The sequence below is a fragment of the Allomesorhizobium camelthorni genome (genome assembly GCF_011045125.1).
GTDB classification, from domain to species: domain Bacteria; phylum Pseudomonadota; class Alphaproteobacteria; order Rhizobiales; family Rhizobiaceae; genus Allomesorhizobium; species Allomesorhizobium camelthorni.
This window is the reverse complement of record NZ_JAAKZF010000017.1, coordinates 24,426-48,560: the sequence shown is the minus strand read 5'-3', so window position 1 is coordinate 48,560 and position 24,135 is coordinate 24,426. Positions and strand designations below refer to the sequence as shown.

Sequence of the window (24,135 nt, the reverse complement as noted above, 5' to 3'; positions counted from 1 at the left end):
ATAAGGAGCAAGTGATTCCCCATATTGCGTGATCCGATTTGACCGACATCAAAACTCCGCGCGGCCCCGACGGCCCATCCGGCGTCGAGCCGATTTCCATCATCGAGGAGATGGAGCGCTCCTTCCTCGACTATGCCATGAGCGTCATCGTGAGCCGTGCGCTGCCCGACGTGCGCGACGGCCTGAAACCGGTGCATCGGCGCATTCTGTTTGCGGCGCATGAGAGCGGCTACCACTGGAACCGCAAATATGTGAAGTCGGCGCGGCCGGTCGCCGACGTGATGGGTAAATACCATCCGCATGGCGACGCCTCGATCTACGACGCCTTGGTGCGCATGGCGCAGGACTGGTCGATGCGCGTGCCGCTCATCGACGGGCAGGGCAATTTCGGCTCGATCGACGGCGATATGCCGGCGGCGATGCGCTACACGGAATCGCGCCTCACCAAAGTCGCGCACGAGCTGCTGGAGGACATCGACAAGGACACCGTCGATTTCCAGGACACTTATGACGCGTCGGGGCAGGAGCCGCGCGTTCTGCCGGCGCGTTTCCCCAACCTTTTGGTCAACGGTTCCGGCGGCATCGCGGTCGGCATGGCGACCAACATCCCGCCGCACAATCTGAGCGAAGTGTGCAACGGCGCCATCGCGCTGATCGATAATCCGGCGATCGAGCTGCCGGCGCTGATGGAGATCATTCCCGGTCCCGATTTCCCGACCGGCGGCATTATTCTCGGCCGTTCCGGTATCTACAACGCCTATTCGAGCGGGCGCGGCTCGGTCGTCATGCGCGGCCGCGTCGCCATAGAGGAACGCGCCAACGACCGCGAGGCAATCATTATCACTGAGGTGCCCTACCAGGTGAACAAGGCGACGATGATCGAGAAAATGGCCGATCTGGTGCGCGAAAAGCGTATAGAGGGCATTTCCGACATCCGCGACGAGAGCGACCGGCAGGGCTATCGCGTCGTCATCGAATTGAAGCGCGACGCCAATGCCGACGTCATCCTAAACCAGCTCTACCGGTTCACGCCGCTGCAGACGTCTTTCGGCGTCAATATGGTCGCGCTCAACGGCGGCAAGCCGGAACTGATGAACCTGATCGACATCCTGAAGGCGTTCGTCGCCTTCCGCGAGGAGGTCATCAGCCGCCGGACAAAATTCCTGCTGCGCAAGGTGCGCGACCGCGCCCATGTGTTGGTCGGTTTGGCGATAGCGGTCGCCAATATCGACGAAGTCATCAAGCTGATCCGCCAGGCGCCCGACCCGCAGACAGCGCGCGAGCAATTGATGGAGCGGCGCTGGCCGGCGCAGGACGTGGAATCGCTGATCCTTCTGATCGACGATCCGCGCCACCGCATTAATGAGGACGGCACCTACAATCTCTCGGAGGAGCAGGCGCGCGCCATCCTCGAATTGCGCCTGCAGCGCCTGACCGCTCTCGGCCGGGACGAGATTGCCGACGAGTTGAACACGATCGGCGCGGAAATCGCCGACTATCTCGACATTTTGTCGTCGCGCGTGCGCATCCAGCAGATCGTCAAGGACGAGCTTGCGGCCGTGCGCGACGAGTTCGGCACGCCGCGGCGCACCGAGCTTGCCGAAGGCGGCGCGGATATGGACGACGAGGACCTGATCCAGCGCGAGGACATGGTCGTCACCGTCACGCATGAAGGCTACATCAAGCGCGTGCCGCTCTCGATCTACCGGGCGCAGGCGCGCGGCGGCAAGGGCCGCTCGGGCATGTCGACCAAGGACGAGGATTTCGTGACGCGGCTGTTCGTGGCCAACACCCATACGCCGATCCTGTTCTTTTCCTCGCGTGGCATTGTCTACAAGGAAAAGGTCTGGCGGCTGCCGATCGGCACGCCGCAGTCGCGCGGAAAGTTCCTGCGCAACATGCTGCCGCTGGAGGCCGGCGACCGCATTACCGCGATCCTGCCGCTGCCGGAGGACGAAGACAGCTGGGGCGATCTCGACGTGATGTTCGCCACCACGCGCGGCACGGTGCGACGCAACAAGCTTTCCGACTTCGTTCAGGTCAACCGCAATGGCAAGATCGCCATGAAGCTGGAGGAAGAAGGCGACGAGATCCTCGGCGTCGAAACCTGCACGGATAATGACGACGTGCTTCTGACCGCCAGCTCGGGCCAGTGCATCCGCTTCCGGGTCAGCGACGTACGTGTGTTTCAGAGCCGCGCCTCGCTCGGCGTGCGCGGCATCTCGATGGGCGAGAGCGACCGCGTCATCTCGATGGCCATTATCGAGCATGTCGAGGCGTCGCCGGCTACGCGCGCCGCCTATCTCAAGCGTTCGGTCGCAGAACGCCGGCTTGCTTCGGCCGAAGGCGAGGGCGAGGAAGAGATCGCGCTGACCAATGAGGAGGTTGCCGAGGAGGCAGACCTCTCCGACGAGAGCTATGAATTCCTGAAGCAGCACGAGCAGTTCGTGCTGACCGTTACCGAATACGGCTACGGCAAGCGCTCCTCGTCCTACGATTTCCGGCTCACCGGCCGCGGCGGCAAGGGCATTCGCGCCACCGACGTGTCGAAGGTGGCGGAGATCGGACGGCTGGTCGCGACCTTCCCGGTGGGGCAGGACGACCAGATCATGCTGGTTTCGGACGGCGGCCAGGTGATCCGCGTCCCGGTGCACGGCATCCGCATTGCCAGCCGCGCCACCAAGGGCGTCACGATCTTCAACACGGCCGACAGCGAAAAGGTGGTTTCGGTCGAGCGCATCTCGGAGCCGCAGAGCGACGAGGAGGTGGAGGAGATTATCGCTGAGGCCGCCGTGCCGGGCGAAGTCTCGAAAGCCGGAGACGGCGGGACGGAAGAATAGGGCGCTTTCGGTCGCGGCGGAACTGCCGCGGCCTATAGCCGAGGTGGCTTAACGCTGGCGCGGACCGAAGCCGCGTGAGCGGTCGTTGCGCTCCTCGAGGCGGATGCGTGCGGCTTCCTGGTGAAGGCCGAAGGCTGTGGCAATCAGCATGGCGATGGTCATTGCGGCGGCGAGCGTGTAGATCAGCATGACTTTGTTCTCCTGATCATTACAATGGCTACATGGCGATTTGGTTTCCGAATTTGTAGAGACGGTTCATCCGCGGCTGGTTGAACCTTTCGTGATGCGGCTGTTCATCTCCGGTTCATCTTGGTCTTCCGACGCGATGGCCGCGCAGCCGATGCGAATTGCCTTTGACCCTTGCCCCGGCTAGAAGCAGCTTCCATGAAACGCATCACTATATACGCGGGATCGTTCGATCCGCTGACCAACGGCCATCTCGACGTGCTGAAAGCGGCGCTGGCCGTCGCCGACACGATCTACGCCGCGATAGGCGTTCATCCCGGCAAGAAGCCGCTGTTTTCCCTGGAGGAGAGGATCGAGCTCATCGAGCGGGCGGCGCGCGCCGAATTCGGCGCCGACGCGGAGCGCATCAAGGTCATCTCGTTTGACGGGCTGGTGATCGACGCGGCGCGCAAGCATGGCGCATCGACCATGATACGAGGCCTGCGCGATGGCACCGATCTCGATTATGAGATGCAGATGGCCGGCATGAACGAAACCATGGCGCCCGAACTGCAGACCGTTTTCCTGCCGGCGAGCCCCTCCGTCCGCACCATTACCGCCACACTTGTCCGCCAGATAGCCAGCATGGGAGGCGACATCCGCCCCTTCGTTCCGGCCGTGGTCGCCGGCGCGCTCGTCGAAAAATTCGCTCATTGAGGAAATATCCATGAAGCTCAGGAAGCTTGCTTCGTCCCTGATTATTGCCGCGGCCCTGTTTGGCGGCTCGGCCGCGTTAGCCGCAGAGCCCGAAAACACGATGATCATCACGCTGGAGCAGGGCGACGTCACCATCGCGCTCAGGCCCGACATCGCGCCCAAGCATGTCGAGCAGATCAAGGCGCTGGTGCGCGACGGCGAATATGACAATGTCGCCTTCCACCGGGTGATCGACGGCTTCATGGCGCAGACCGGCGACGTGGAATTCGGCGACATCAAGGACGGTTTCGATCCGGACCGCGCCGGCACCGGCGGCTCCAAGCTGCCCGATCTGCCCGCCGAATTCTCCAGCGAGCGCTATGTGCGCGGCACGGTCGGCATGGCGCGCGCGCAGAGCCCGGATTCGGCCAATTCGCAGTTCTTCATCATGTTCGCGCCCAATCCGGGCCTTGAAGGCCAGTACACGGTCGTCGGCACGGTAGAGAGCGGCATGGAACTGATCGATCAGGTGAAAAAGGGCGACCCTGCCCTGAACGGGGTTGTCAGCGAGCCGGATCGGATGATCAAGGTGCGCATCGCCGCCGACGGCAATTGAACAATTAAAACCAGAAAAGGAATTCGGGATGGCCGAGATCAAGGATCGCGAAAACGCGCTCGTCATGGAAACCACCAAGGGCAACGTCGTCATCGAGCTTTTGCCCGATCTGGCGCCGGGCCATGTGGCCCGCATCAAGGAATTGGCGCGCGAGGGCGCCTATGACGGTGTCGTGTTCCACCGCGTCATCGACGGCTTCATGGCCCAGACCGGCGACGTGAAGTTCGGCAATTCGACCAAGCCGTCCTTCAATCCGTCGCGAGCAGGTATGGGCGGTTCGGACAAGCCCGACCTCAAGGCCGAGTTCTCCAACATGAACCACAGCCGCGGCACCTGCTCGATGGCGCGATCGCAGAACCCCAACTCGGCGAATTCGCAGTTCTTCATCTGCTTCGACGACGCGGCCTTCCTCAACCGGCAATATACGGTGTGGGGCCAGGTCATTGAAGGCATGGAGAATGTCGACAAGATCAAACGCGGCGAGCCGGTGCAGGATCCCGACAAGATCGTGTCGATGAAAGTGGCGGCGGACATCGCAGCCTGATTGGCCTGCTCCCCCTTTGAGGGGAAGTCGCCGAGCGAAGCGAGGCGGGTGGGGTTATATTGCTCCATCACCGATCATGCTTCTTGGATATCCAACTGTGAAATCGCACGGTAAGACCCCCATCCGCCCGGCCAAACAGCCGGGCGACCTCCCCTCAAGCGGGAGGTAAGGGTGCGCGTCGACCTCTTCGACTTCGACCTGCCGGAAGACCGGATCGCGCTTCGTCCCGCCGAGCCGCGCGATGCCGCGCGGCTGCTTGTCGTCAGGCCGGGCGAGGGGGTCGAGGACCGCGGCGTGGTCGACCTGCCGGAGCTGCTTCAGCCCGGCGACGTGATGATTTTCAACGACACCAAGGTGATACCGGCGCAGCTGAAGGGCGTGCGGCGGCGCGGCGAAGCGGTAGCGCAAGTGGACGCGACGCTGCACATGCGCGTAGCTCCGGACCGCTGGCTGGCTTTTGTCCGGCCGGGAAAACGCGTGGCGCCGGGCGACCGCATTCATTTCGGGCATGACGGCAACTCGTGCTTCCTCGGCGCGCTCGACGCGACCGTCGTTGAGAAGTGCGAGGGCGGCGAGGCGCTGCTCGCCTTCGACCTGTCGGGGCCGTTGCTGGACGAGGCGCTGCACGCGGTCGGGCATATTCCGCTGCCGCCCTATATCGCTTCAAAGCGGCCGGACGACGAGCGCGACAGGATCGACTACCAGACGATCTTCGCCCGCGACGAGGGTGCTGTCGCCGCGCCCACTGCAGGACTGCATTTCACGCCGGAACTGTTCGCAGCACTCGACGCGCGGGGCGTCGAACGGCATTTCGTCACTTTGCATGTCGGGGCTGGGACTTTTCTCCCGGTCAAGGTGGATGACACCGCCGACCACAAGATGCATGCCGAAAGCGGCAGCGTATCGGCGCAAACGGCCGCGGCGGTGAATGCCGCGAGGGCGCGCGGCAGCCGTGTGGTATCGGTCGGCACGACTTCGCTCCGGCTGCTCGAAAGCGCCGCGCGTGATGATGGCACGCTCGCCGAGTGGTTGGGCGCGACCAGCATCTTCATCACGCCGGGCTACCGCTTCAGGATAGTCGACACGCTGATGACCAATTTCCACCTACCGCGCTCGACGCTGTTCATGCTGGTCTCTGCGTTCAGCGGGCTGGAGACAATGCGCGCGGCCTATGCGCATGCGGTCGAAAACGGCTACAGGTTCTACTCATACGGCGACGCAAGCCTGCTTTTCAAAGCGGGAGAATAGCGATGGACGACGATCTTCCCGTCATAAGCCGCGAAGAACTCGCCGCGCCGGCGCGCCTGTCCACGACAAGGAATTCGATGACCGACCAATTTTCGTTCAAGATACTCGCCACCGACGGCAAGGCCAGGCGTGGCGAGATCTCGATGCCGCGTGGCAAAATCCGCACGCCGGTCTTCATGCCGGTCGGCACCGGCGGCACCGTCAAGGCGATGTATATGGACCAGGTGCGCGGCGTCGGTTCCGACATCATTTTGGGCAACACCTATCATCTGATGCTGCGGCCCGGCGCCGAGCGCGTCGCGCGGCTCGGCGGCCTGCATGAATTCGCCCGCTGGCCGTATCCGATCCTGACCGATTCCGGCGGCTTCCAGGTCATGTCGCTGTCGAAGCTACGCAAGCTCTCCGAAAAAGGCGTGACCTTTCGCTCGCATATAGACGGCGCGGCTTACGAAATGTCGCCGGAGCGCTCGATCGAGATACAGGGCCTGCTCGACAGTGACATCCAGATGCAGCTCGACGAGTGCACTGCGCTGCCCGCCAAGGATAAGGAAATTGAGCGGGCGATGGAGCTTTCGCTGCGCTGGGCGGAGTGCTGCAAGGCGGCTTTCGGCGAGCAGCCGGGCAAGGCGATGTTCGGCATCGTGCAGGGCGGCGACAATGCGCTGCTGCGCGAGAAATCGGCGCAGACGCTGGCAGCTATGGATCTGAAGGGCTACGCGGTCGGTGGGCTGGCGGTCGGCGAGCCGCAGGCGGTGATGCTCGAAATGCTCGAGATCACCTGTCCCGAACTGCCGGCGGAAAAACCGCGCTATCTGATGGGTGTCGGCACGCCCGGCGACATATTGAAGTCGGTCGCCCGCGGCATCGACATGTTCGATTGCGTGATGCCGACGCGCGCCGGCCGTCACGGCCTCGCCTACACCCGACGCGGCAAGGTCAATCTGCGCAACGCCCGTCATGCCGACGATCACCGCCCGCTCGACGAGGAGAGCGACTGCCCTGCCGCGCGCGACTATTCCCGCGCCTATCTGCACCATCTGGTCCGCTCGCAGGAGGCGCTGGGCGCTATGCTACTGACCTGGAACAATCTTTCCTATTACCAGAGCCTGATGGGCCAGATCCGCGATGCGATCTCGGCGGGCGCGTTCGAGGAGCGCTCGGCGGAGATCGCCGAGGGCTGGGCCAAGGGCGACCTGCCGCCGCTTTAGCCCGCCGGTCTGGATACTCGCTTCAGGAATGAGCTTGAGCGAAAGGGAGTCGCGGGGAACATTTGTCGCCAGTCTGGATTGTGTTGGGTGAATGCGCTCGGCGAAAATGCCGGCAGAGGTAAATGCACCGACCATCCGGGCTTGCGCCATGGAGCTTACTGTCTTTCTTTCGAAAGTCTTCGGCATCGGGCTCATCATCATGGGCGTGGCGATCATGATTCGAAGGCGCTACTTCATTCCCGTTTTCGGCGCTTTCGTTGAAGAACGTCTTGTTCGCTTTGTCGTATCGTTGGCTGAGCTTATCGCCGGTCTTTTTCTGGTGATTGGGCACAACGTCTGGTCGCCGCTGCCGGCCGCGATTATCTCGTTGCTCGGGTGGATGGCCGTAATTGAAGCAACAGCCTATTTGCTCCTCCCGGACGATGTGCTCGAAAAGTTCATAGGCACGTTCAATGCCCCTGCCTGGTACCTATTCGGTGGATTATTCACAATTCTGATCGGCATCTACCTGGCCAGTTTTGGCTTTGGCTGGTTGTGACTGTCCACGTGCTCTGGCGACTTCGAGGCCGACCAACGACAGCACTACCGATGGCTCTGCATGTACACGACCGGGCCGGAAATCATGCCTGTTGCAACGGGCCTAGTTGGTCTCCAACAGTCGGAGATGAAGCGATTCTGTACTAGTCATACAAATTTAATGTACTTTTTAGCTGTCCGCATAACCGGAAAAACGGCGGTAATTCAGAAAATCATAATTTAGAATACAATAAAGTGTTCGGAAAAATCTTGCCTCTGGGCGCTATCATATGCAACCTTTGGTTTGCTGGACCGTTTGGTCGGCGTGACGCCATGTCGGGCGAGTGAGCGTCGAAGCGAACTGAAGGATTGGCGTCATGGTTCGTACCGCAATTTTAGCGGCGGCGATGGCAGCAATACTGACCGGTTGCACAGTTACTGATGAAACCCTCGTGACGCGCAGCGTCGCGATAGACAACCGGCCCAACGCGGTTGTCTATCGCGACAGTCGGCCGACTTCCATTACAATGCGGGATGCGCGCCCGAATGCGATCATCTATCGAGACGACCGCCCCGACTCCATCACCTACGAGGACAGCCGTCCTGACTCCGTAATTTACGAGGACAGTCGGCCTGACGAAATCACCTATGAGGATGACGACTGATGTCCGTCTCCATAAGCGGACAAGTGCCACCAGGCGTGACGCAAGCTGACTTGAGGAAGGGTCTTCCCGACAGGTTGGCCCTCGCAAATGCGACAAAAATCGAGGAGGTTGCCATGCGCCCGTTTCTCGGGATTATTTGTCTGTGCCTGATCGGCTGGTCCTTGCCTGCGGCAGCGGCGGAAAAACGCTGTGGGTGGTATGGAAATCCCGCGCCCGGCGACATGCTGCTCACGGACCGGGACGGCGACTGGTGGATCACAGGCGGCGGCGAGGGAGCGTACGCCAAAGGCCTCGATAACGTGCCCCAGATGAGCGACCGCGGATTTATCGCAACCGGTGTGCCGGGTTCAGGCCGAGGCTTCAACTGCGCCTGTCTGACCGTCGAGACCAATGCGAGGACGCAACGGATCACCAGAGTGATCTCCGGCCAAATTCTCCCACTGGCGCAATGCCGCAACGACAGATCGCTTCCAAGTCCGAGCTGACGATCATCGACCGGGCGAGGGGCTCGTCGAAGGGGACACGCTTGTCACCATCGAAAACCTGGAGGAACCCATGAAGAAACCAGCTCTAGCAATTGCTCTGGCGGGCAGCTTCGCGCTGACAGCCTGCCAGTCGTCGTCGGATCCGAACGTGCAGGCGCGCAACGCCGAATTCGGCTGTATCGCCGGCACGGTCGGCGGCGCGATCGTCGGCGGTTTGATCGGCAGCACGATTGGCGGCGGCACTGGCCAGGTTATCGGCACGGCAGTTGGCTTGGGCGGCGGCAGCTTCCTCGGCAATCGCCTGGCATGCCGCTAAGAGAAAGGAACGCACGATGAGAACGAAAATCGCGACCACCGTTTCCGCCCTCCTGCTTTGCACCGCCATGGCTGCCGCGCAGCAAGCCAGCCCCATGCATGAAGGCCATCGGGATCATCTCGATACCGACGACGACGGCGCGGTCAACCGCACAGAGTATCGAGCCTTCATGACCGAGGCCTTCGGCAAGCTTGACACGGACCGGGACGGCAGCTTGCGCGCCGCCGATGTCGGCCAGATCCTCACCACGGATCAGTTCACCGCCATGGACCGAAACGGCGATGGCGCGGTGAGCAGGACCGAGTTCATGAACCAGGTCATGGCGGACTTCGCCAGGGCCGACAGCAGCGGCGACGGCCAGCTTCAGTAAATGGTCAGGAGCATCGGAGGAAGCGGAGATGTCCTTTCTGATGGCGATAGCCGTTGCCGTGATCGCCGCAATCGTCGGGTTGGCGATCGTGTCCGCCATCCTCCGATGGCTCTGGAACGCCACTATGCCCGAAGTCTTTGGTCTCAGGGCACTGACATTCTGGCAGGCGGTCAAGCTCCTGCTCATCGCCACGATACTGTTCGGCGGGCCAACATCCGCCGTGCATCTGGCGCCAGACGACGGCGGACCAGTCATAGCCGGCCTGGAAGATGCGACCGGGCCCGCCGATTGATGCCGACAAGTTAACCTCTCCAACCAGACGTTCCCGTGCTTCGCGAAGTCGGCTTCCGGCATCTCTCGCTCGTTCCCGCACCAGCACGGTTGGCCGCCAAATTCCGGAAGTTCATTTTCTGCCCTGCGGGTAGATCGTCTCGCCGCGCTTCAGCATCTCGACGAAAGCCGCGATCTTCTTCTTGCGGCCCGCCTCGGTCTTCATATTGTGGGTGCGGAAGGCCAGCGCGAAGCGGTTCTGCTCGCTGAGTTTCGCGAGCATTTCCCTGGCATTGGGCTCGGCGTCTATCGCCGCCTGGAGATCGTCGGGGATTTTCATGTCCTTGCCGCTCTTGTAGGCGCGGTCCCAGCGCCCGTCGGCCTTGGCAGCCTCGACTTGCGCGAGCCCATGCTCGGTCATCCGGCCTTCCTCGATCAGCCGGGCGACATTGTCGACATTGATCTGGCTCCAGGTGCTCTTCCTGCCGCGCGGCGTGTAGCGCTGCAGATAGCTTTTGTCGTCGAAGCCCTTGCGGATCGCGTCGATCCAGCCCCAGCAGAGCACCACGTCGATGGCCTCCGTTGGGCTGATCGATTTCAACCTCGATCCCACCTTGTGGACCTTGATCCAGACCTCGTCTTCCTTGTCGTGGTGCTTGCCGAGCCAGTCGTAAAAGCTCTCGGCGTCCTTGAACTCATGGACCTTTTCGGGATCGACATTGAAGGGCGCCATCGAAATCTTCGCTCTCCATGCTCAGCGCATTTAATGACGGCAGACTGACGCCGCGCCACCGGCGTCAGCCGAAGCGTTGCTGATTCCATCATATCATACGTGGCTCGGAGGCATGGCTTCAGCGGCTCGCCGAAAAATTGAGCCCGGTGACCGGAATATATTCGCCTTCTGCCCAATCCGTTTCCAACGGGCGCAGGCAACCTGCCGCGAAATTGGGCAGAGGCCTGATCACGCCCGCGTCCCAACCGATTGGGCTTGCTTTTCCTGACGGACGCAATTGAAATGCGGGGACAGGGGAGTTCGTGCGTGGTCGCTTTCGACGAGATGCTGCCGGAAACTACCGGACTGCGAAGGCCATATACCGGGTATGACAGCTGGCTGAAGAACCAGGATCCGGCGCGGTTGACCGAGAAGATGCGCGATGCCGAACGCGTCTTCCGCAAGACCGGCATCACATTCGCGGTCTATGGCGAGGAGGAGGCGGCGGAGCGGCTGATCCCCTTCGACATCGTGCCGCGCATCATTTCCGGACATGAGTGGCGGCGGCTGACGCAGGGTATCGAACAGCGCGTCCAGGCGCTGAACGCCTTCCTCGACGACATCTACCACCGCCAGGAAATATTGCGAGCCGGCCGGGTGCCGAAGGAACTGGTCGCCAACAATGAGGCGTTCCTGCCCGAAATGATCGGCGTGCGCCCACCGGGCGGCGTCTATACCCATATCATCGGCGTCGACATCGTGCGCATCGGCGAGGATGAGTTCTACGTGCTCGAGGACAATGCGCGCACGCCTTCCGGCGTCTCCTACATGCTGGAGAACCGCGAGACGATGATGCAGCTCTTTCCCGAGCTGTTCCAGCAGATCAAGGTCCGGCCGGTGGAGAACTATCCGCAGCTTCTGCGGCAGTCGCTGGCGACGCTGCGGCCGAACGACATAACGGACGCGCCCTGCATCGCGGTGCTGACGCCCGGCAGCTACAATTCCGCTTATTTCGAGCATGCCTTCCTGGCCGACCAGATGGGTGTCCAGCTCGTCGAGGGCCAGGACCTGCGGGTTGTCGACGGCCATGTGGCGATGCGCACGACCGAGGGCTACAAGCAGATCGACGTGCTCTACCGGCGCGTCGACGACGCTTTCCTCGATCCACTGACCTTCAATCCGGATTCGGCGCTCGGCGTACCCGGCATCATGGATGTATACCGCGCCGGCAACATCACCATCGCCAACGCGCCCGGCACCGGCATCGCCGACGACAAGGCGATCTATTCCTATATGCCGGAGATCATCGAATTCTACACCGGCCGCAAGGCTATCCTCGGCAACATCCCGACCTGGCGCTGCTCGGAGCCCGACAGCCTGAAATATGTCCAGGAACACCTCTCCGAACTGGTCGTCAAGGAGGTGCACGGCTCCGGCGGCTACGGCATGCTGGTCGGGCCGGCGGCGAGCAAGAAGGAGCGCGAGGATTTCGCCAAAAAACTCGCCGCGAAGCCGTCCAACTACATCGCCCAGCCGACGCTGTCGTTGTCGACCTGCCCGATCCTGACCGAGAAGGGGCTGGCCCCGCGTCATGTCGATCTGCGGCCCTTCGTGCTGGTTTCCGACCGCATCCAGATCGTGCCGGGAGGGCTGACGCGGGTGGCGCTGAAGGAAGGCTCGCTGGTCGTCAATTCCTCGCAGGGCGGCGGGACGAAGGATACGTGGGTTCTCGACGATTGAGGGTAGGGAGTAGGAATTAGTGAGTAGTGAGTAGTGAGTAGTGAAAAAGGGGCTGTGATCTGGGGACGGTCGTCAAGTCATATAGAGATCTGCTTGTATGGAAGGCGGCTATCGAACTTGCCGTAGATTGCTATTCGGCGACAAAGGCTTTTCCTGCCAGGGAAATTTACGGGATGAGTTCTCAAATCCGCCGGTCGGCAGCGTCTGTCGGTGCGAACATCGCAGAAGGCTATGGAAGAGAAAATAGGGGTTCATTCATTCAATTCCTCAGGATCGCTCAAGGATCCCTCAAGGAGTTGGAGACGCATGTTATTTTATGCGGAAGGGTAGAGTTGATGCTCGAGAACGACGTTGCCCGGCTGCTTCGCCAATCAGATGATCTGGGGAAGATGTTGCATGCGATGATCCGGAGCCTGCAGCGGAAACCTTCATGATGTTCCCCAACTACTCACTACTCACTATTCCCTATTCACTAAGCGGCGGAGCCGCCTGATGCTCCTCGGTCGCACCGCCAACGGCCTCTACTGGATGAACCGCTATATCGAGCGGGCCGAAAACATGGCGCGGCTGGTCGATGCGGGGTTGCGCATGGCGCTGACCAGGACCGCGAGCTCGGCGGAGGAATGGACCTCCGTGCTTCTGAGCGCCGGCTGCGAGACCGAGTTCCGCAACCGGCATGACGATCTTTCGGCCGCACCCGTCGCTGATTTCCTGCTGCGCGACAGGTCAAATCCCTCCAGCGTCATGTCGTCGATTGAAATCGCGCGCAACAATGCGCGCATGGTGCGCACCGCGCTGACCCGCGAGACCTGGGAGAGCATCAACGAGGCCTGGATGTCGCTGAAGCGCATGCTGGCCGACCCGATCGACGAGCGCGAACTGCCCAAGGTGCTCGACGCCATCAAGCGCGAGACGGCTCTGATACGCGGCGCCTTCTACGGTACCATGCTGCGCAACGAGATCTTTGACTTTTCGCAGATCGGCACTTTTATCGAGCGCGCCGACAATACCGCCCGCATTCTCGATGTGAAATATTACGTGCTGCTGCCGTCGATTTCGTGGGTCGGCTCCTCGCTCGACAACTACCAGTGGGAATCGATCCTGCGCTCGGTCTCGGCGCACCGCTCCTATCGCTGGGTTTATGAGGCCGATTACCGCCCGACCAACATCGCCGATTATCTCATTCTCGATGGCCGCATGCCGCGCTCGCTGGCCTTCTGCTACCGCAACATTTCGCAAAGTCTGAAGTATCTCGATGAGGCGTACGGCATGCGCCATGTGTGCCACAAGACTGTCGCCGAAACGCTCGCCAAGCTGAAGGTCGGGTCGATCAAGGAGATATTCGATTCCGGCCTGCACGAATTCCTGATGGACTTCATCCGCGACAATTACCGGCTGGGCGACGAGGTCGCCGAGCATTACCGGTTCCATTGATGGCGGGCGGTCCGATGCGTCTGAAGATCACCCACCGCACCGAATACCGCTACGACTTTCCCATCCAGTACGGGCTGCAGCGGCTGAGACTGATGCCGAATGGCGGCGCCTGCCAATCGGTGCAGTCCTGGTCGCTCAACATCGAAGGCGCGCGCGAGGAGGTGCGATTCACCGACCAGTTCGGCAATGACACAAGGCTGGTCAGCATCGAGGGCGAGCCGCATATCGTCAGCGTCGAGGCCGCGGGCGAGGTGCTGACGCACAACAAGGCCGGCGTGACCGGCGCGCATCACGGCTTTGCGCCGCTCTGGCTGTTCGAGCGGTCGACGCCGCTCACCGAAGCCGGCGAGGGCATACGCGACCTTGCAGCCTCGATCAGCGGCGGTTCCGACATCGAGCGGCTGCACCGCCTGATGAACGTGATCGGCGAACGCGTCGCCTATACTGCCGGGGTGACCGACGCCGCCACCACCGCCGAGGCGGCGCTGACGTTGAAGAGCGGCGTCTGCCAGGACCATGCGCATATTTTCATCTCGGCGGCGCGGCTGCTCGGTTTTCCCGCGCGATACGTCAGCGGCTATCTTATGATGGACGCCGCCACCGAGCAGGCGGCCAGCCATGCCTGGGCCGAGGCCCATGTAAAATCGCTCGGCTGGGTTGCCTTCGACGGCGCCAACGGTATCTCTCCCGACGAGCGCTATGTGCGGCTGGCGACCGGCCGCGACTATCGCGACGCCGCCCCGGTGTCGGGGATTAGGATTGGACAGGCGGCGGAACAGCTTGCGGTCCGCATCACTGTGGAGCAGTAATTTCCGGCAAATTCGCCGCCGGAAGAGATTCGATGACCTATTGTGTCGGCCTCAAGATCGATCGCGGGCTGGTGTTCATGTCGGACACCCGCACCAATGCCGGGATCGACTCGATATCGACTTTCCGCAAGATGCATCTCTGGGAAAAGCCGGGTGAGCGCGTCGTGGTTCTGATGTCGGCCGGCAATCTGGCGACCACGCAGGCGGTGGTGAGCCTGCTCGACGAGCGCATGAAGGCGGTAAAGGACCGCACGCCGACCCTATTGGCAACGCTGTCAATGTTCCAGACCGCGCGATTGGTCGGAGATACAGTCAAGGAGGTGATTGCCAGTTCGACCCCTGAAGGCGAGCGGGCCGATTCCTATTTCAACGCTTCCTTCATCCTGGGCGGCCAGATCCGCGGCTCCGAGCCGCGCCTGTTCATGATCTACCCGGAAGGCAATTTTATCGAATCGACCGACGACACGCCGTTCTTCCAGGTCGGCGAGACGAAATACGGCAAGCCGATCATCATCAGGGCCTACGATCGCGCCATGAGCTTCGCTGAAACGGTCAAACTGCTCATGATTTCGTTCGATTCGACGCTGAAGTCGAACCTGTCGGTCGGCCTGCCGCTCGATCTGCTGTTTTACGAGAAAGATTCCTTCCGGGTGGCGCTGAACAAGCGCATCGGCCACGACGACCCATACTACCGCACGGTTTCGGATGGCTGGTCCAACGCGCTGAAGCTGGCCTTCAAGAGCCTGCCCGATTTTCCTGATTAATCCCGTTCGCGCTGATTTCGTGCTTCTCCGGATTGACTTCCAGCCACTTTCGTTTTCGAATAGAAAGGCATAAAACGAAAGCGGAGGATCGGAAATGTATCTGTCGGCGCGGCATTCCGAAATCGTGCAATTGGCCAAGGACAACGGCCGCGTGCTCGTCGACGATCTCGCCACCCATTTCGGTGTGACGCCGCAGACGATCCGCAAGGATCTCAACGACTTGTGCGACCAGCGCCTGCTCAGCCGCATCCATGGTGGCGCGCTTTTTCCCTCCGGCATAGAGAATATGGAGTACGAGGCGCGCCGCAAGATCGCTTCTGACGAGAAGGAGGCGATCGGCAAGGCGGCAGCGCGGTTGATCCCGGACAATGCTTCGCTGTTCATCAATATCGGCACCACCACGGAGGCCGTCTCGAAGGCGTTGCTCGACCATGTCGGGCTCATGGTCATCACCAATAACATCAATGTCGCCAACAGGATGCGGGTCTATCCTGGTATCGAGGTGGTGATCGCCGGCGGGGTGGTGCGCGGCTCAGACGGCGGCGTCGTCGGCGAGGCCGCAGTCGATTTCATCAAGCAGTTCAAGGTCGACTACGCTGTGATCGGCGCTTCGGCCATCGACCATGACGGCGCGCTTCTCGATTTCGATTTTCGCGAAGTGAAAGTGGCGCAGGCCATCATCGCCAATGCGAGACACGTCATCCTCGTCTCCGACGCGACGAAATTCGAGCGCACCGCGCCGGTGCGGATCGGCCATCTTTCGCAGGTGGATACCTTCATCACCGACCATTGCGACATCGCGACGGTGCGCCGCATCTGCCAGGATTCGGAGGTGCAACTGATCGAGACCTCGCGCTGAACGGCGGCTTTTCAGTAGAGGAAAGGCCCAAATTTCGCCGGCTGCGGATTTTCGTTTGACATTCGTTCCAACTTCGAAATAATTCCTATATAGTTTCGAAACGGCAAGAAAATGCTGCAGTGCGAAACTCGGGAGGAATTTTTTCTTTGGACGCAGTTCCCATCCATGACATTTTCGTCATTGGCGGCGGCATCAATGGCTGCGGCATAGCCCGCGATGCTGCGGGCCGCGGCTATTCCGTATTCCTCGCGGAAATGAACGATCTCGCAAGCGGCACCTCGTCGGGCTCGACCAAGCTGATCCATGGCGGCCTGCGCTACCTAGAGCATTACGAATTCCGCCTGGTACGCGAGGCGCTGATGGAGCGCGAGGTGCTATGGAAAGCGGCGCCGCACATCATCTGGCCGATGCGCTTCGTGCTGCCTTACGCCAAGGGCCTGCGCCCGGCGTGGTTGATCAGGCTCGGCCTTTTCCTCTACGACCACATTGGCGGGCGCAAAATGCTGCCGCCAACACGCACGCTCGACATGACGCGCGATCCCGCAGGTAAGCCGCTCAAGCCCTTGTTTCGCAAGGCTTTCGAATATTCGGACGGCTGGGTCAATGACGCCCGGCTGGTCGTGCTCAACGCCCGTGACGCGGCCGAGCGCGGCGCAACAATCCGGACGCGCGCCAAGGTGGTGCGGGCGCGGCGCGAGAACGGCCACTGGACGATCGACGTCGAGAATCTGCGCGACAAGACCATCGAGACGGTGAAGGCCCGCCTGATCGTCAACGCGGCCGGGCCGTGGGTGGACAGGGTGCTCGCCGGCGCGGTCGGGCAGAACGATGTCCGCAATGTCCGCCTGGTGCAGGGCAGCCACATCGTCGTCGAGAAGAAATTCGAGGATCCGCGCGCCTATTTCTTCCAGAACAAGGATGGCCGGATCATCTTCGCCATTCCCTATGAGGGCGATTTCACGCTGATCGGCACCACCGACCAGGATTATCTCGGCGACCCCCGCGAAGCGAAGATTACCGACGCCGAGATCGATTATCTCTGTGCGGCCGCCAGCGAGTATTTCGCCGAGCCGGTGCAGCGCAAGGACATTGTCTGGACCTATTCTGCCGTGCGCCCGCTCTATGACGACGGCGCCTCGAAGGCGCAGGAGGCAACCCGCGACTATGTGCTGAAGTCGGACGCGCCGGACGGGCAGGCAGCGATAGTCAATATATTCGGCGGCAAGATCACTACCTACCGGCGGCTCGCCGAATCCATGCTGGAAAACATCGAGGAACACCTCGGCACGCGCGGCAAGCCGTGGACCGCAAACGCGCCGCTGCCCGGCGGCGATTTCCCGGCGACGGGGTTCGAGGAGGAGGTGGCGAAATTAAAAAACGCTTACCCTTTTCTCGATCTGGCCCATGCCAAGAGGCTCACCCGGCTTTACGGTACGCGGGCGAGGACCTTGCTGGGCCTAGCGCGGTCTCAGGCCGATCTCGGCCGGCACTTCGGCGCCGATCTCTACGAGGCCGAAGTCCGCTACCTGATGAACCAGGAATGGGCGGTGACGGCGGAAGATATTTTGTGGCGCAGGACCAAACGCGGCCTGCAGCTCACGCGGGAGCAGGCGGACGCCCTTGACCGCTATATGAACGGCGCGAGCGGCGCGATAGCGGCGGCCGAATGACCGACGCGATGGGCAGAATGGCCTTGGAGGAGGCGCAATGCTGGAACTGAGAAACGTAACCAAGACGGTGGCAGGCGTGGATCACATCAGCGACGTCTCGCTGACGCTCCAGCACGGCTCGCTCAACGTGCTTCTCGGGCCGACGCTTTCCGGCAAGACCAGCCTGATGCGGCTGATGGCGGGGCTCGACGCGCCGAACTCCGGCTCGGTCTGGTTCGACGGCGTCGACGTGACCGGCGTGCCGGTGCAGAAGCGCAACATCGCCATGGTCTACCAGCAGTTCATCAATTATCCGGCGATGACGGTGTATGAAAACATCGCCTCGCCGCTGCGCGTCGCGGGCGCCAGCCGGGCGACCATCGACAGCGAGGTGAAGCGCGCAGCCTCGCTCCTGAAGCTTACGCCCTATCTCGACCGCACGCCGCTCAATCTGTCCGGCGGGCAGCAGCAGCGCACCGCGCTCGCTCGCGCAATTGTCAAGAACGCAAAGATCGTTCTGCTAGATGAGCCGCTCGCCAATCTCGACTACAAGCTGCGCGAGGAATTGCGCGCCGAATTGCCGAAGATATTTGCCGAAACCGGCGCGATTTTCGTTTACGCCACGACCGAACCGCACGAGGCGCTGCTGCTCGGCGGCAATACGGCGACGCTGTCGGAAGGCCGCGTCACGCAGTTCGGGCCGACGATCGACGTGTTCCGCAAGCCCAACGACCTCCTGACCGCGATGACCTTCGCCGACCCGCCGCTGAACACGATCGTGCTCAGGAAGAGCGGGGCGCATTTCCTGCTCGACGGCGGCGTCAACCTTCCTGTTCCTGCCGAGATGGCGCACGCGGAAGATGGGAGCTACACGATCGGCTTCCATCCGCACCACCTCGCGCCACGTGCCAAAACGATGTCGGCGGTGCCGATATCGGCGAAAGTCTCGATCACCGAGATCACCGGCTCGGAGAGTTTTGTACATCTCGACTTCGCCGATGCGCGCTGGGTCATGCTGGCGCACGGTATCCGCGTGTTCGAGCCCGACGAAACCATCGAGGTGTTCATCGATCCGCGTCACATCATGGTCTTCGACGCGAGCGGCCGCGCTGTCGCGGCGCCTCAAAGAATGGCGGCGTAAGAACATGGCGCGCATCGATCTGAACCACATCCGTCACGCCTACATGCCCGATCCGAAATCGGATGCGGATTATGCACTGAAGGAAGTGCACCACACATTCGAGGATGGCGGCGCCTATGCGCTGCTCGGCCCGTCGGGCTGCGGCAAGACCACGCTGTTGAACATCATTTCGGGCCTGCTCCACGCCTCGCACGGCGAACTGCTGTTCGACGGCAAGGATGTCACGCGGCTGTCGACGCAGGAGCGCAACATCGCGCAGGTGTTCCAGTTCCCGGTGATCTACGACACCATGACGGTCTACGACAATCTGGCCTTCCCGCTGCGCAACCGCGGCGTGCCGGAAGCCGACGTGGCCCGCAAGGTGCACGAGACGCTGGAGATGATCGGCCTTGCCGACTGGGCCAAGCGGCGGGCGAGGGGGCTGACCGCCGACCAGAAGCAGAAGATATCGCTGGGGCGCGGCCTGGTGCGCTCGGACGTCAACGCCATCCTGTTCGACGAGCCGCTGACCGTCATCGACCCGCACATGAAGTGGGTGCTGCGCTCGCAGTTGAAGCAGCTTCACCGGCGCTTCGGCTACACCATGGTCTATGTCACGCACGACCAGACCGAAGCGCTGACCTTCGCCGAGAAGGTGGTCGTCATGTATGACGGCGAGATCGTGCAGATCGGCACGCCGGCGGAACTGTTCGAGCGTCCGAAGCACACATTCGTCGGCTATTTCATAGGTTCGCCGGGCATGAACGTCATGCCGGTCGAGATCGACGGCCGCAACGCCCGGCTCGGCGGCCAGGTGATTGTGCTGCCCGGCGCGCCGAAGGCGAAGGCCGGCGGCTCGACCGAACTCGGCATCCGGCCCGAATATGTCCGGCTCGGTAGTGAAGGCATGCCGGTCTCGGTTAGCAAGGTCGAGGATATCGGCCGCCACAAGGTCGTGCGCGCCAGCCTTGAGGGCCGCGAGATCGCGGCCATCCTGGGTGAGGACGAGAGCATCCCTGCCGACCCGAAGATCGTTTTCGACCCGGCCGGCATCAACATCTACGCCAACTCCTGGCGCGTCGAGACGGGGGGCTGATCATGGACAAGACCTGGAACAACAAAGCCTGGTTCATGGTGCTGCCGGTGCTGCTGCTGGTGGCGTTTTCGGCCCTGATCCCGCTGATGACAGTCGTCAACTATTCGGTGCAGGACACGTTCGGCAGCAACGAGTTCTTCTGGGCCGGCACCGCCTGGTACGAGGAAGTGCTGGAATCTGACCGCTTCTGGAATTCGATGGGGCGCAATCTTCTGTTTTCCGCCATCATCCTCGGTATCGAGATCCCGCTCGGCATCTTCATCGCCCTCAACATGCCGCGCAAGGGCTGGGGCGTACCGGTTTGCCTCGTGCTGATGGCGCTGCCGCTGCTCATCCCGTGGAACGTCGTAGGCACGATCTGGCAGGTGTTCGGCCGCATCGACATCGGGCTTCTCGGCTACACGCTTTCGGCGCTGGGTCTCGACTACAATTACGTCAGCGATCCATTCGACGCCTGGGTTACTGTCATCGTCATGGATGTCTGGCACTGGACCAGCCTCGTCGTGCTGCTCTGCTATGCCGGGCTGGTTTCGATCCCCGACGCTTACTACCAGGCGGCCAAGATAGACGGCGCCTCGCGCTGGGCGATCTTCCGCTACATCCAGCTGCCGAAGATGAACCGCGTGCTGCTGATCGCCGTGCTGCTGCGCTTCATGGACAGCTTCATGATCTACACCGAGCCCTTCGTGGTGACCGGCGGCGGGCCGGGCAATACAACGACCTTCCTGTCAATCGATCTGGTCAAGCTGGCTATCGGCGAGTTCAACCTCGGCGAGGCGGCGGCGATGTCGATCGTCTACTTCCTGATCGTGCTCCTGCTGTCATGGGTCTTCTACACGGTCATGACCAGCTACGATGCGGAGCGCTGAGATGACGGTGCGCGAACAGACGACTACCGGCGCGGATGCGCTGATGCGGAAGAGCCAGGCTGGAGCAGAAGTGCATGCGCTCAACGTGGCGCTGGCGCGCAAGATGCGCCGGCGCGGCGAGGAATCGCGCTTCTGGTGGCTGGTGCCGACGATCTACATCATCTTCCTGATGCTGCCGATCTACTGGCTCATCAATATGAGCTTCAAGACCAACCAGGAGATTCTGGGCGCCTTCTCGCTGTGGCCGCAGGACCCGACGCTGCGCAACTATATGGTGATCTTCACCGACCCGTCCTGGTACAAGGGATACATCAACTCGATCATCTATGTGGTCATGAACACGGTGATTTCGGTCACTGTCGCGCTGCCGGCGGCCTACGCCTTCTCACGCTACCGCTTCCTCGGCGACAAGCATCTGTTCTTCTGGCTGCTCACCAATCGCATGGCGCCGCCCGCAGTCTTTGCGCTGCCCTTCTTCCAACTCTATTCCGCCTTCGGCCTGATCGACACGCATATCGCGGTGGCGCTGGCGCACTGCCTTTTCAACGTGCCGCTGGCCGTGTGGATCCTCGAAGGTTTCATGTCGGGCGTGCCGAAGGAGATCGACGAGACCGCCTACATCGATGGCTATTCCTTCCCGCGCTTCTTCGTGAAGATTTTTACGCCGCTGATCGCGAGCGGCATCGGCGTCGCCGCCTTCTTCTGCTTCATGTTCTCCTGGGTCGAACTGCTGATTGCGCGCACCCTGACCACCACCGACGCCAAGCCGATCGCCGCGATCATGACCCGCACCGTCTCGGCCTCCGGCCTCGACTGGGGCGTGCTGGCCGCGGCCGGCGTGCTCACCATCATCCCGGGCGCGCTCGTGATCTGGTTCGTCCGCAACTACATCGCCAAGGGCTTTGCCCTGGGTCGGGTTTAGGAGGAGTGTGATGACCAACACTCGTCGCTGGCAACTCCCCTTTGTCATGGTGCTCGCCTTATACGGAGCCGTCGTATGGCTGCTGACCGGCCTGTTGCCGGTCAAGGATGGCGCTCCCGACTGGTTCGCGCCGCTCAGAGCCGGCGGCTGGATGGCCTGGTCGTTCCCGACCGCACTGTTCTTCCTGACGATCTTGCTGCTGCTCGCGCTCATGGCGGTATGGGAGTACGCTTCGCCCGGCGGCAATCCGCGCGTCGGCCTGCTGCGCTTCGAGACGACGCGCGGCGATCGTCTGTTCATCTCGCTGCTCGGCAGCGCCTATATCCATCTCGCTTGGCTGGGTCTTATCGGACCCAACCTATGGTGGGCTCTCGCCCTTTCTGTGGTCTACGCCATCGGCGTATTCCGCTTCGTCTAGGGCGGGCACTGATCGGAGCGCCGCGCAATGCGAACGCTCTGATGGAACTTGTAACTGTAACGGGAGGAAACCCATGCGAAGGCAATTTCTGACGTCAACAACCGCCCTGGTCCTGCTCCTCGGAGCCGGCCAGGCCTATGCTGGAATGGACGAAGCCAAGGCGTTTCTCGACGCCGAGATCAAGGACATGTCGGTGCTCGACCGCGCCGCGCAGGAAGCCGAGATGCAGTGGTTCGTCGATGCCGCGAAGCCTTTCGCCGGCATGGACATCAAGGTGGTCTCGGAAACCATCACCACCCACGAATACGAATCCAAGACGCTGGCCAAGGCGTTTGCGGACATCACCGGCATCAAGGTCACGCATGACCTGATCGGCGAAGGCGACGTTGTCGAGAAGCTGCAGACGCAGATGCAGTCGGGCGAGAACATCTACGACGCCTACATCAACGATTCGGACCTGATCGGCACCCATTGGCGCTATCAGCAGGCGCGCAACCTGACCGACTGGATGGCCAATGCCGGCAAGGACGTCACCAACCCGAACATCGACGTCGACGACTTCATCGGAAAGTCGTTCACCACGGCGCCGGACGGCAATCTTTACCAACTGCCCGACCAGCAGTTCGCGAACCTCTACTGGTTCCGCTACGACTGGTTCAACGACGAGAAGAACAAGGCCGACTTCAAGGCCGAATACGGCTACGACCTCGGCGTGCCGGTCAATTGGTCGGCCTATGAGGACATCGCCAAGTTCTTCACCGGCCGCGAGATCGACGGCAAGAAGGTCTATGGGCACATGGACTATGGCAAGAAGGACCCGTCGCTCGGCTGGCGCTTCACTGACGCCTGGCTGTCGATGGCCGGCAATGGCGACAAGGGCATTCCGAACGGCCTTCCGGTCGACGAGTGGGGCATCAAGGTCAACGAGAAGTCGCAGCCGGTCGGCTCTTGCGTGGCGCGCGGCGGCGACACCAACGGCCCAGCGGCGGTCTACTCGATCGAAAAGTATCTCGAATGGCTGAAGGCCTACGCGCCGCCGGAAGCCCAGGGCATGACCTTCTCCGAATCCGGACCGGTGCCGGCGCAGGGAGCGATCGCGCAGCAGATCTTCTGGTACACGGCGTTCACCGCCGACATGGTCAAGGAAGGCCTGCCGGTGCTCAACGACGACGGGACGCCGCGCTGGCGCATGGCGCCCAGCCCGCATGGCGTCTACTGGAAGGACGGCATGAAGCTCGGCTACCAGGACGCCGGTTCATGGACGCTGATGAAGTCGACGCCGGACGACCGCGCTAAGGCCGCCTGGCTCTACGCGCAGTTCGTCACCTCGAAGACCGTGGACGTGAAGAAGAGCCATGTCGGCCTGACCTTCATCCGCGAATCGACTCTGCAGCACCAGAGCTTCACCGACCGCGCGCCGAAGCTCGGCGGCCTGATCGAGTTCTACCGCTCGCCGGCCCGCGTGCAGTGGACCCCGACCGGCACCAACGTGCCGGACTATCCGAAGCTGGCGCAGCTCTGGTGGCAGGCGATCGGAGACGCATCGTCGGGCGCCAAGACCGCGCAGGAAGCGATGGATTCGCTCTGCTCCGAGCAGGAGAAGGTGCTGGAACGCCTCGAGCGCGCCGGCGTGCAGGGCGACATCGGCCCGAAGATGGCCGAGGAGACTTCGCTCGAGGAGCAGAACGCAGCCGCGGTCGCGGCCGGCAATCTCGCTCCGCAGCTGAAGATCGAGAACGAGAAGGAACAGCCGCAGACCGTCAACTACGACGAGCTGGTCAAGAGCTGGAGCAAATAGTCACGG

At 61.9% G+C, this 24,135-nt stretch carries 26 protein-coding genes and 1 pseudogene; 25 read left to right on the top strand and 2 right to left on the bottom strand.

The window, feature by feature from the left end; translation table 11 throughout:
- Nucleotides 1-38 precede the first annotated feature (38 nt).
- Nucleotides 39-2,840: a DNA gyrase subunit A gene (gene gyrA / locus G6N73_RS14565; RefSeq protein ID WP_165028736.1), complete on the top strand. Its 2,802-nt coding sequence runs from the start codon at nucleotides 39-41 to the stop codon at nucleotides 2,838-2,840.
- A gap of 48 nt (nucleotides 2,841-2,888) precedes the next feature.
- Here gyrA and G6N73_RS14560 read toward each other — a convergent pair whose 3' ends face one another.
- Complete coding sequence (locus G6N73_RS14560; RefSeq protein ID WP_165028734.1) at nucleotides 2,889-3,029, bottom strand: hypothetical protein; 141 nt, start codon at nucleotides 3,027-3,029, stop codon at nucleotides 2,889-2,891.
- A gap of 195 nt (nucleotides 3,030-3,224) precedes the next feature.
- Between G6N73_RS14560 and coaD the strand changes: the two genes are divergently transcribed.
- The 11 genes and pseudogenes from coaD to G6N73_RS14505 all read left to right on the top strand — a co-directional run bounded on the left by coaD (nucleotide 3,225) and on the right by G6N73_RS14505 (nucleotide 9,961).
- Entirely contained in the window at nucleotides 3,225-3,722 is a 498-nt protein-coding gene (gene coaD, locus G6N73_RS14555) for a pantetheine-phosphate adenylyltransferase (protein WP_165028732.1), read from the top strand.
- A gap of 10 nt (nucleotides 3,723-3,732) precedes the next feature.
- Nucleotides 3,733-4,317: a peptidylprolyl isomerase gene (locus tag G6N73_RS14550; protein ID WP_165028730.1), complete on the top strand. Its 585-nt coding sequence runs from the start codon at nucleotides 3,733-3,735 to the stop codon at nucleotides 4,315-4,317.
- A 28-nt stretch (nucleotides 4,318-4,345) separates the two neighbouring features.
- Nucleotides 4,346-4,861, top strand: a complete 516-nt coding sequence (locus G6N73_RS14545; RefSeq protein ID WP_165028728.1) for a peptidylprolyl isomerase — start codon at nucleotides 4,346-4,348, stop codon at nucleotides 4,859-4,861.
- Between the two features lie 171 nt (nucleotides 4,862-5,032).
- Nucleotides 5,033-6,116 (top strand): annotated as a pseudogene (gene queA, locus G6N73_RS14540) (tRNA preQ1(34) S-adenosylmethionine ribosyltransferase-isomerase QueA); the annotation flags it as partial.
- A 70-nt stretch (nucleotides 6,117-6,186) separates the two neighbouring features.
- Nucleotides 6,187-7,317 (top strand): tRNA guanosine(34) transglycosylase Tgt, encoded by a 1,131-nt coding sequence (tgt, locus tag G6N73_RS14535; RefSeq protein WP_165028834.1) that lies wholly within the window; start codon nucleotides 6,187-6,189, stop codon nucleotides 7,315-7,317.
- Nucleotides 7,318-7,408: 91 nt separating this feature from the next.
- Nucleotides 7,409-7,855: a hypothetical protein gene (locus G6N73_RS14530; protein ID WP_165028724.1), complete on the top strand. Its 447-nt coding sequence runs from the start codon at nucleotides 7,409-7,411 to the stop codon at nucleotides 7,853-7,855.
- A gap of 355 nt (nucleotides 7,856-8,210) precedes the next feature.
- Entirely contained in the window at nucleotides 8,211-8,498 is a 288-nt protein-coding gene (locus G6N73_RS14525; RefSeq protein ID WP_165028722.1) for a hypothetical protein, read from the top strand.
- Nucleotides 8,498-8,983: a DUF4087 domain-containing protein gene (locus G6N73_RS14520; RefSeq protein ID WP_246252056.1), complete on the top strand. Its 486-nt coding sequence runs from the start codon at nucleotides 8,498-8,500 to the stop codon at nucleotides 8,981-8,983. Before G6N73_RS14525 ends, G6N73_RS14520 begins: the two co-directional genes overlap by 1 nt.
- Nucleotides 8,984-9,053: 70 nt before the next feature.
- On the top strand, nucleotides 9,054-9,299 hold the full coding sequence (locus G6N73_RS14515; protein WP_165028719.1) for a glycine zipper 2TM domain-containing protein: 246 nt from the start codon (nucleotides 9,054-9,056) through the stop codon (nucleotides 9,297-9,299).
- A 16-nt stretch (nucleotides 9,300-9,315) separates the two neighbouring features.
- A complete protein-coding gene (locus tag G6N73_RS14510; RefSeq protein ID WP_165028717.1) occupies nucleotides 9,316-9,669 on the top strand; it encodes an EF-hand domain-containing protein in 354 nt (117 codons plus the stop codon).
- Nucleotides 9,670-9,697: 28 nt separating this feature from the next.
- Nucleotides 9,698-9,961: a hypothetical protein gene (locus G6N73_RS14505; RefSeq protein ID WP_206078858.1), complete on the top strand. Its 264-nt coding sequence runs from the start codon at nucleotides 9,698-9,700 to the stop codon at nucleotides 9,959-9,961.
- Nucleotides 9,962-10,072: 111 nt separating this feature from the next.
- Here the strand turns inward: G6N73_RS14505 and G6N73_RS14500 are convergent, their stop codons facing one another.
- The gene (locus G6N73_RS14500; protein WP_165028715.1) at nucleotides 10,073-10,672 is read right to left on the bottom strand and encodes a YdeI/OmpD-associated family protein; all 600 of its coding nucleotides are present in this window, start codon (nucleotides 10,670-10,672) and stop codon (nucleotides 10,073-10,075) included.
- Nucleotides 10,673-10,978: 306 nt separating this feature from the next.
- Between G6N73_RS14500 and G6N73_RS14495 the strand changes: the two genes are divergently transcribed.
- The 13 genes from G6N73_RS14495 (at nucleotide 10,979) to G6N73_RS14435 (ending at nucleotide 24,129) form a co-directional block, all read left to right on the top strand.
- Nucleotides 10,979-12,391, top strand: a complete 1,413-nt coding sequence (locus G6N73_RS14495; RefSeq protein WP_165028713.1) for a circularly permuted type 2 ATP-grasp protein — start codon at nucleotides 10,979-10,981, stop codon at nucleotides 12,389-12,391.
- A gap of 59 nt (nucleotides 12,392-12,450) precedes the next feature.
- The gene (locus G6N73_RS14490) at nucleotides 12,451-12,825 is read left to right on the top strand and encodes a four helix bundle protein (RefSeq protein WP_165028830.1); all 375 of its coding nucleotides are present in this window, start codon (nucleotides 12,451-12,453) and stop codon (nucleotides 12,823-12,825) included.
- 58 nt (nucleotides 12,826-12,883) lie between these two features.
- Nucleotides 12,884-13,825: an alpha-E domain-containing protein gene (locus tag G6N73_RS14485; RefSeq protein WP_165028711.1), complete on the top strand. Its 942-nt coding sequence runs from the start codon at nucleotides 12,884-12,886 to the stop codon at nucleotides 13,823-13,825.
- A gap of 14 nt (nucleotides 13,826-13,839) precedes the next feature.
- The gene (locus G6N73_RS14480; RefSeq protein ID WP_165028709.1) at nucleotides 13,840-14,634 is read left to right on the top strand and encodes a transglutaminase family protein; all 795 of its coding nucleotides are present in this window, start codon (nucleotides 13,840-13,842) and stop codon (nucleotides 14,632-14,634) included.
- A 32-nt stretch (nucleotides 14,635-14,666) separates the two neighbouring features.
- The gene (locus G6N73_RS14475; protein WP_165028707.1) at nucleotides 14,667-15,398 is read left to right on the top strand and encodes a proteasome-type protease; all 732 of its coding nucleotides are present in this window, start codon (nucleotides 14,667-14,669) and stop codon (nucleotides 15,396-15,398) included.
- Nucleotides 15,399-15,492: 94 nt separating this feature from the next.
- A complete protein-coding gene (locus G6N73_RS14470; RefSeq protein WP_165028705.1) occupies nucleotides 15,493-16,257 on the top strand; it encodes a DeoR/GlpR family DNA-binding transcription regulator in 765 nt (254 codons plus the stop codon).
- Between the two features lie 146 nt (nucleotides 16,258-16,403).
- Complete coding sequence (gene glpD / locus G6N73_RS14465; protein ID WP_165028702.1) at nucleotides 16,404-17,927, top strand: glycerol-3-phosphate dehydrogenase; 1,524 nt, start codon at nucleotides 16,404-16,406, stop codon at nucleotides 17,925-17,927.
- A 37-nt stretch (nucleotides 17,928-17,964) separates the two neighbouring features.
- Nucleotides 17,965-19,047 carry an ABC transporter ATP-binding protein gene (locus G6N73_RS14460; protein WP_165028700.1) on the top strand — a complete coding sequence of 361 codons (1,083 nt, stop codon included), beginning with the start codon at nucleotides 17,965-17,967 and terminating at the stop codon, nucleotides 19,045-19,047.
- 4 nt (nucleotides 19,048-19,051) lie between these two features.
- Nucleotides 19,052-20,122 carry an ABC transporter ATP-binding protein gene (locus G6N73_RS14455; protein ID WP_165028698.1) on the top strand — a complete coding sequence of 357 codons (1,071 nt, stop codon included), beginning with the start codon at nucleotides 19,052-19,054 and terminating at the stop codon, nucleotides 20,120-20,122.
- Nucleotides 20,123-20,124: 2 nt separating this feature from the next.
- Nucleotides 20,125-20,991 carry a carbohydrate ABC transporter permease gene (locus G6N73_RS14450; RefSeq protein ID WP_165028696.1) on the top strand — a complete coding sequence of 289 codons (867 nt, stop codon included), beginning with the start codon at nucleotides 20,125-20,127 and terminating at the stop codon, nucleotides 20,989-20,991.
- Nucleotides 20,992-21,094: 103 nt separating this feature from the next.
- Nucleotides 21,095-21,913 (top strand): carbohydrate ABC transporter permease, encoded by an 819-nt coding sequence (locus G6N73_RS14445; RefSeq protein ID WP_165028828.1) that lies wholly within the window; start codon nucleotides 21,095-21,097, stop codon nucleotides 21,911-21,913.
- Between the two features lie 46 nt (nucleotides 21,914-21,959).
- Nucleotides 21,960-22,331: a DUF2160 domain-containing protein gene (locus tag G6N73_RS14440; protein WP_343044628.1), complete on the top strand. Its 372-nt coding sequence runs from the start codon at nucleotides 21,960-21,962 to the stop codon at nucleotides 22,329-22,331.
- A 73-nt stretch (nucleotides 22,332-22,404) separates the two neighbouring features.
- The gene (locus G6N73_RS14435) at nucleotides 22,405-24,129 is read left to right on the top strand and encodes an ABC transporter substrate-binding protein (protein WP_165028694.1); all 1,725 of its coding nucleotides are present in this window, start codon (nucleotides 22,405-22,407) and stop codon (nucleotides 24,127-24,129) included.
- Nucleotides 24,130-24,135 lie beyond the last annotated feature (6 nt).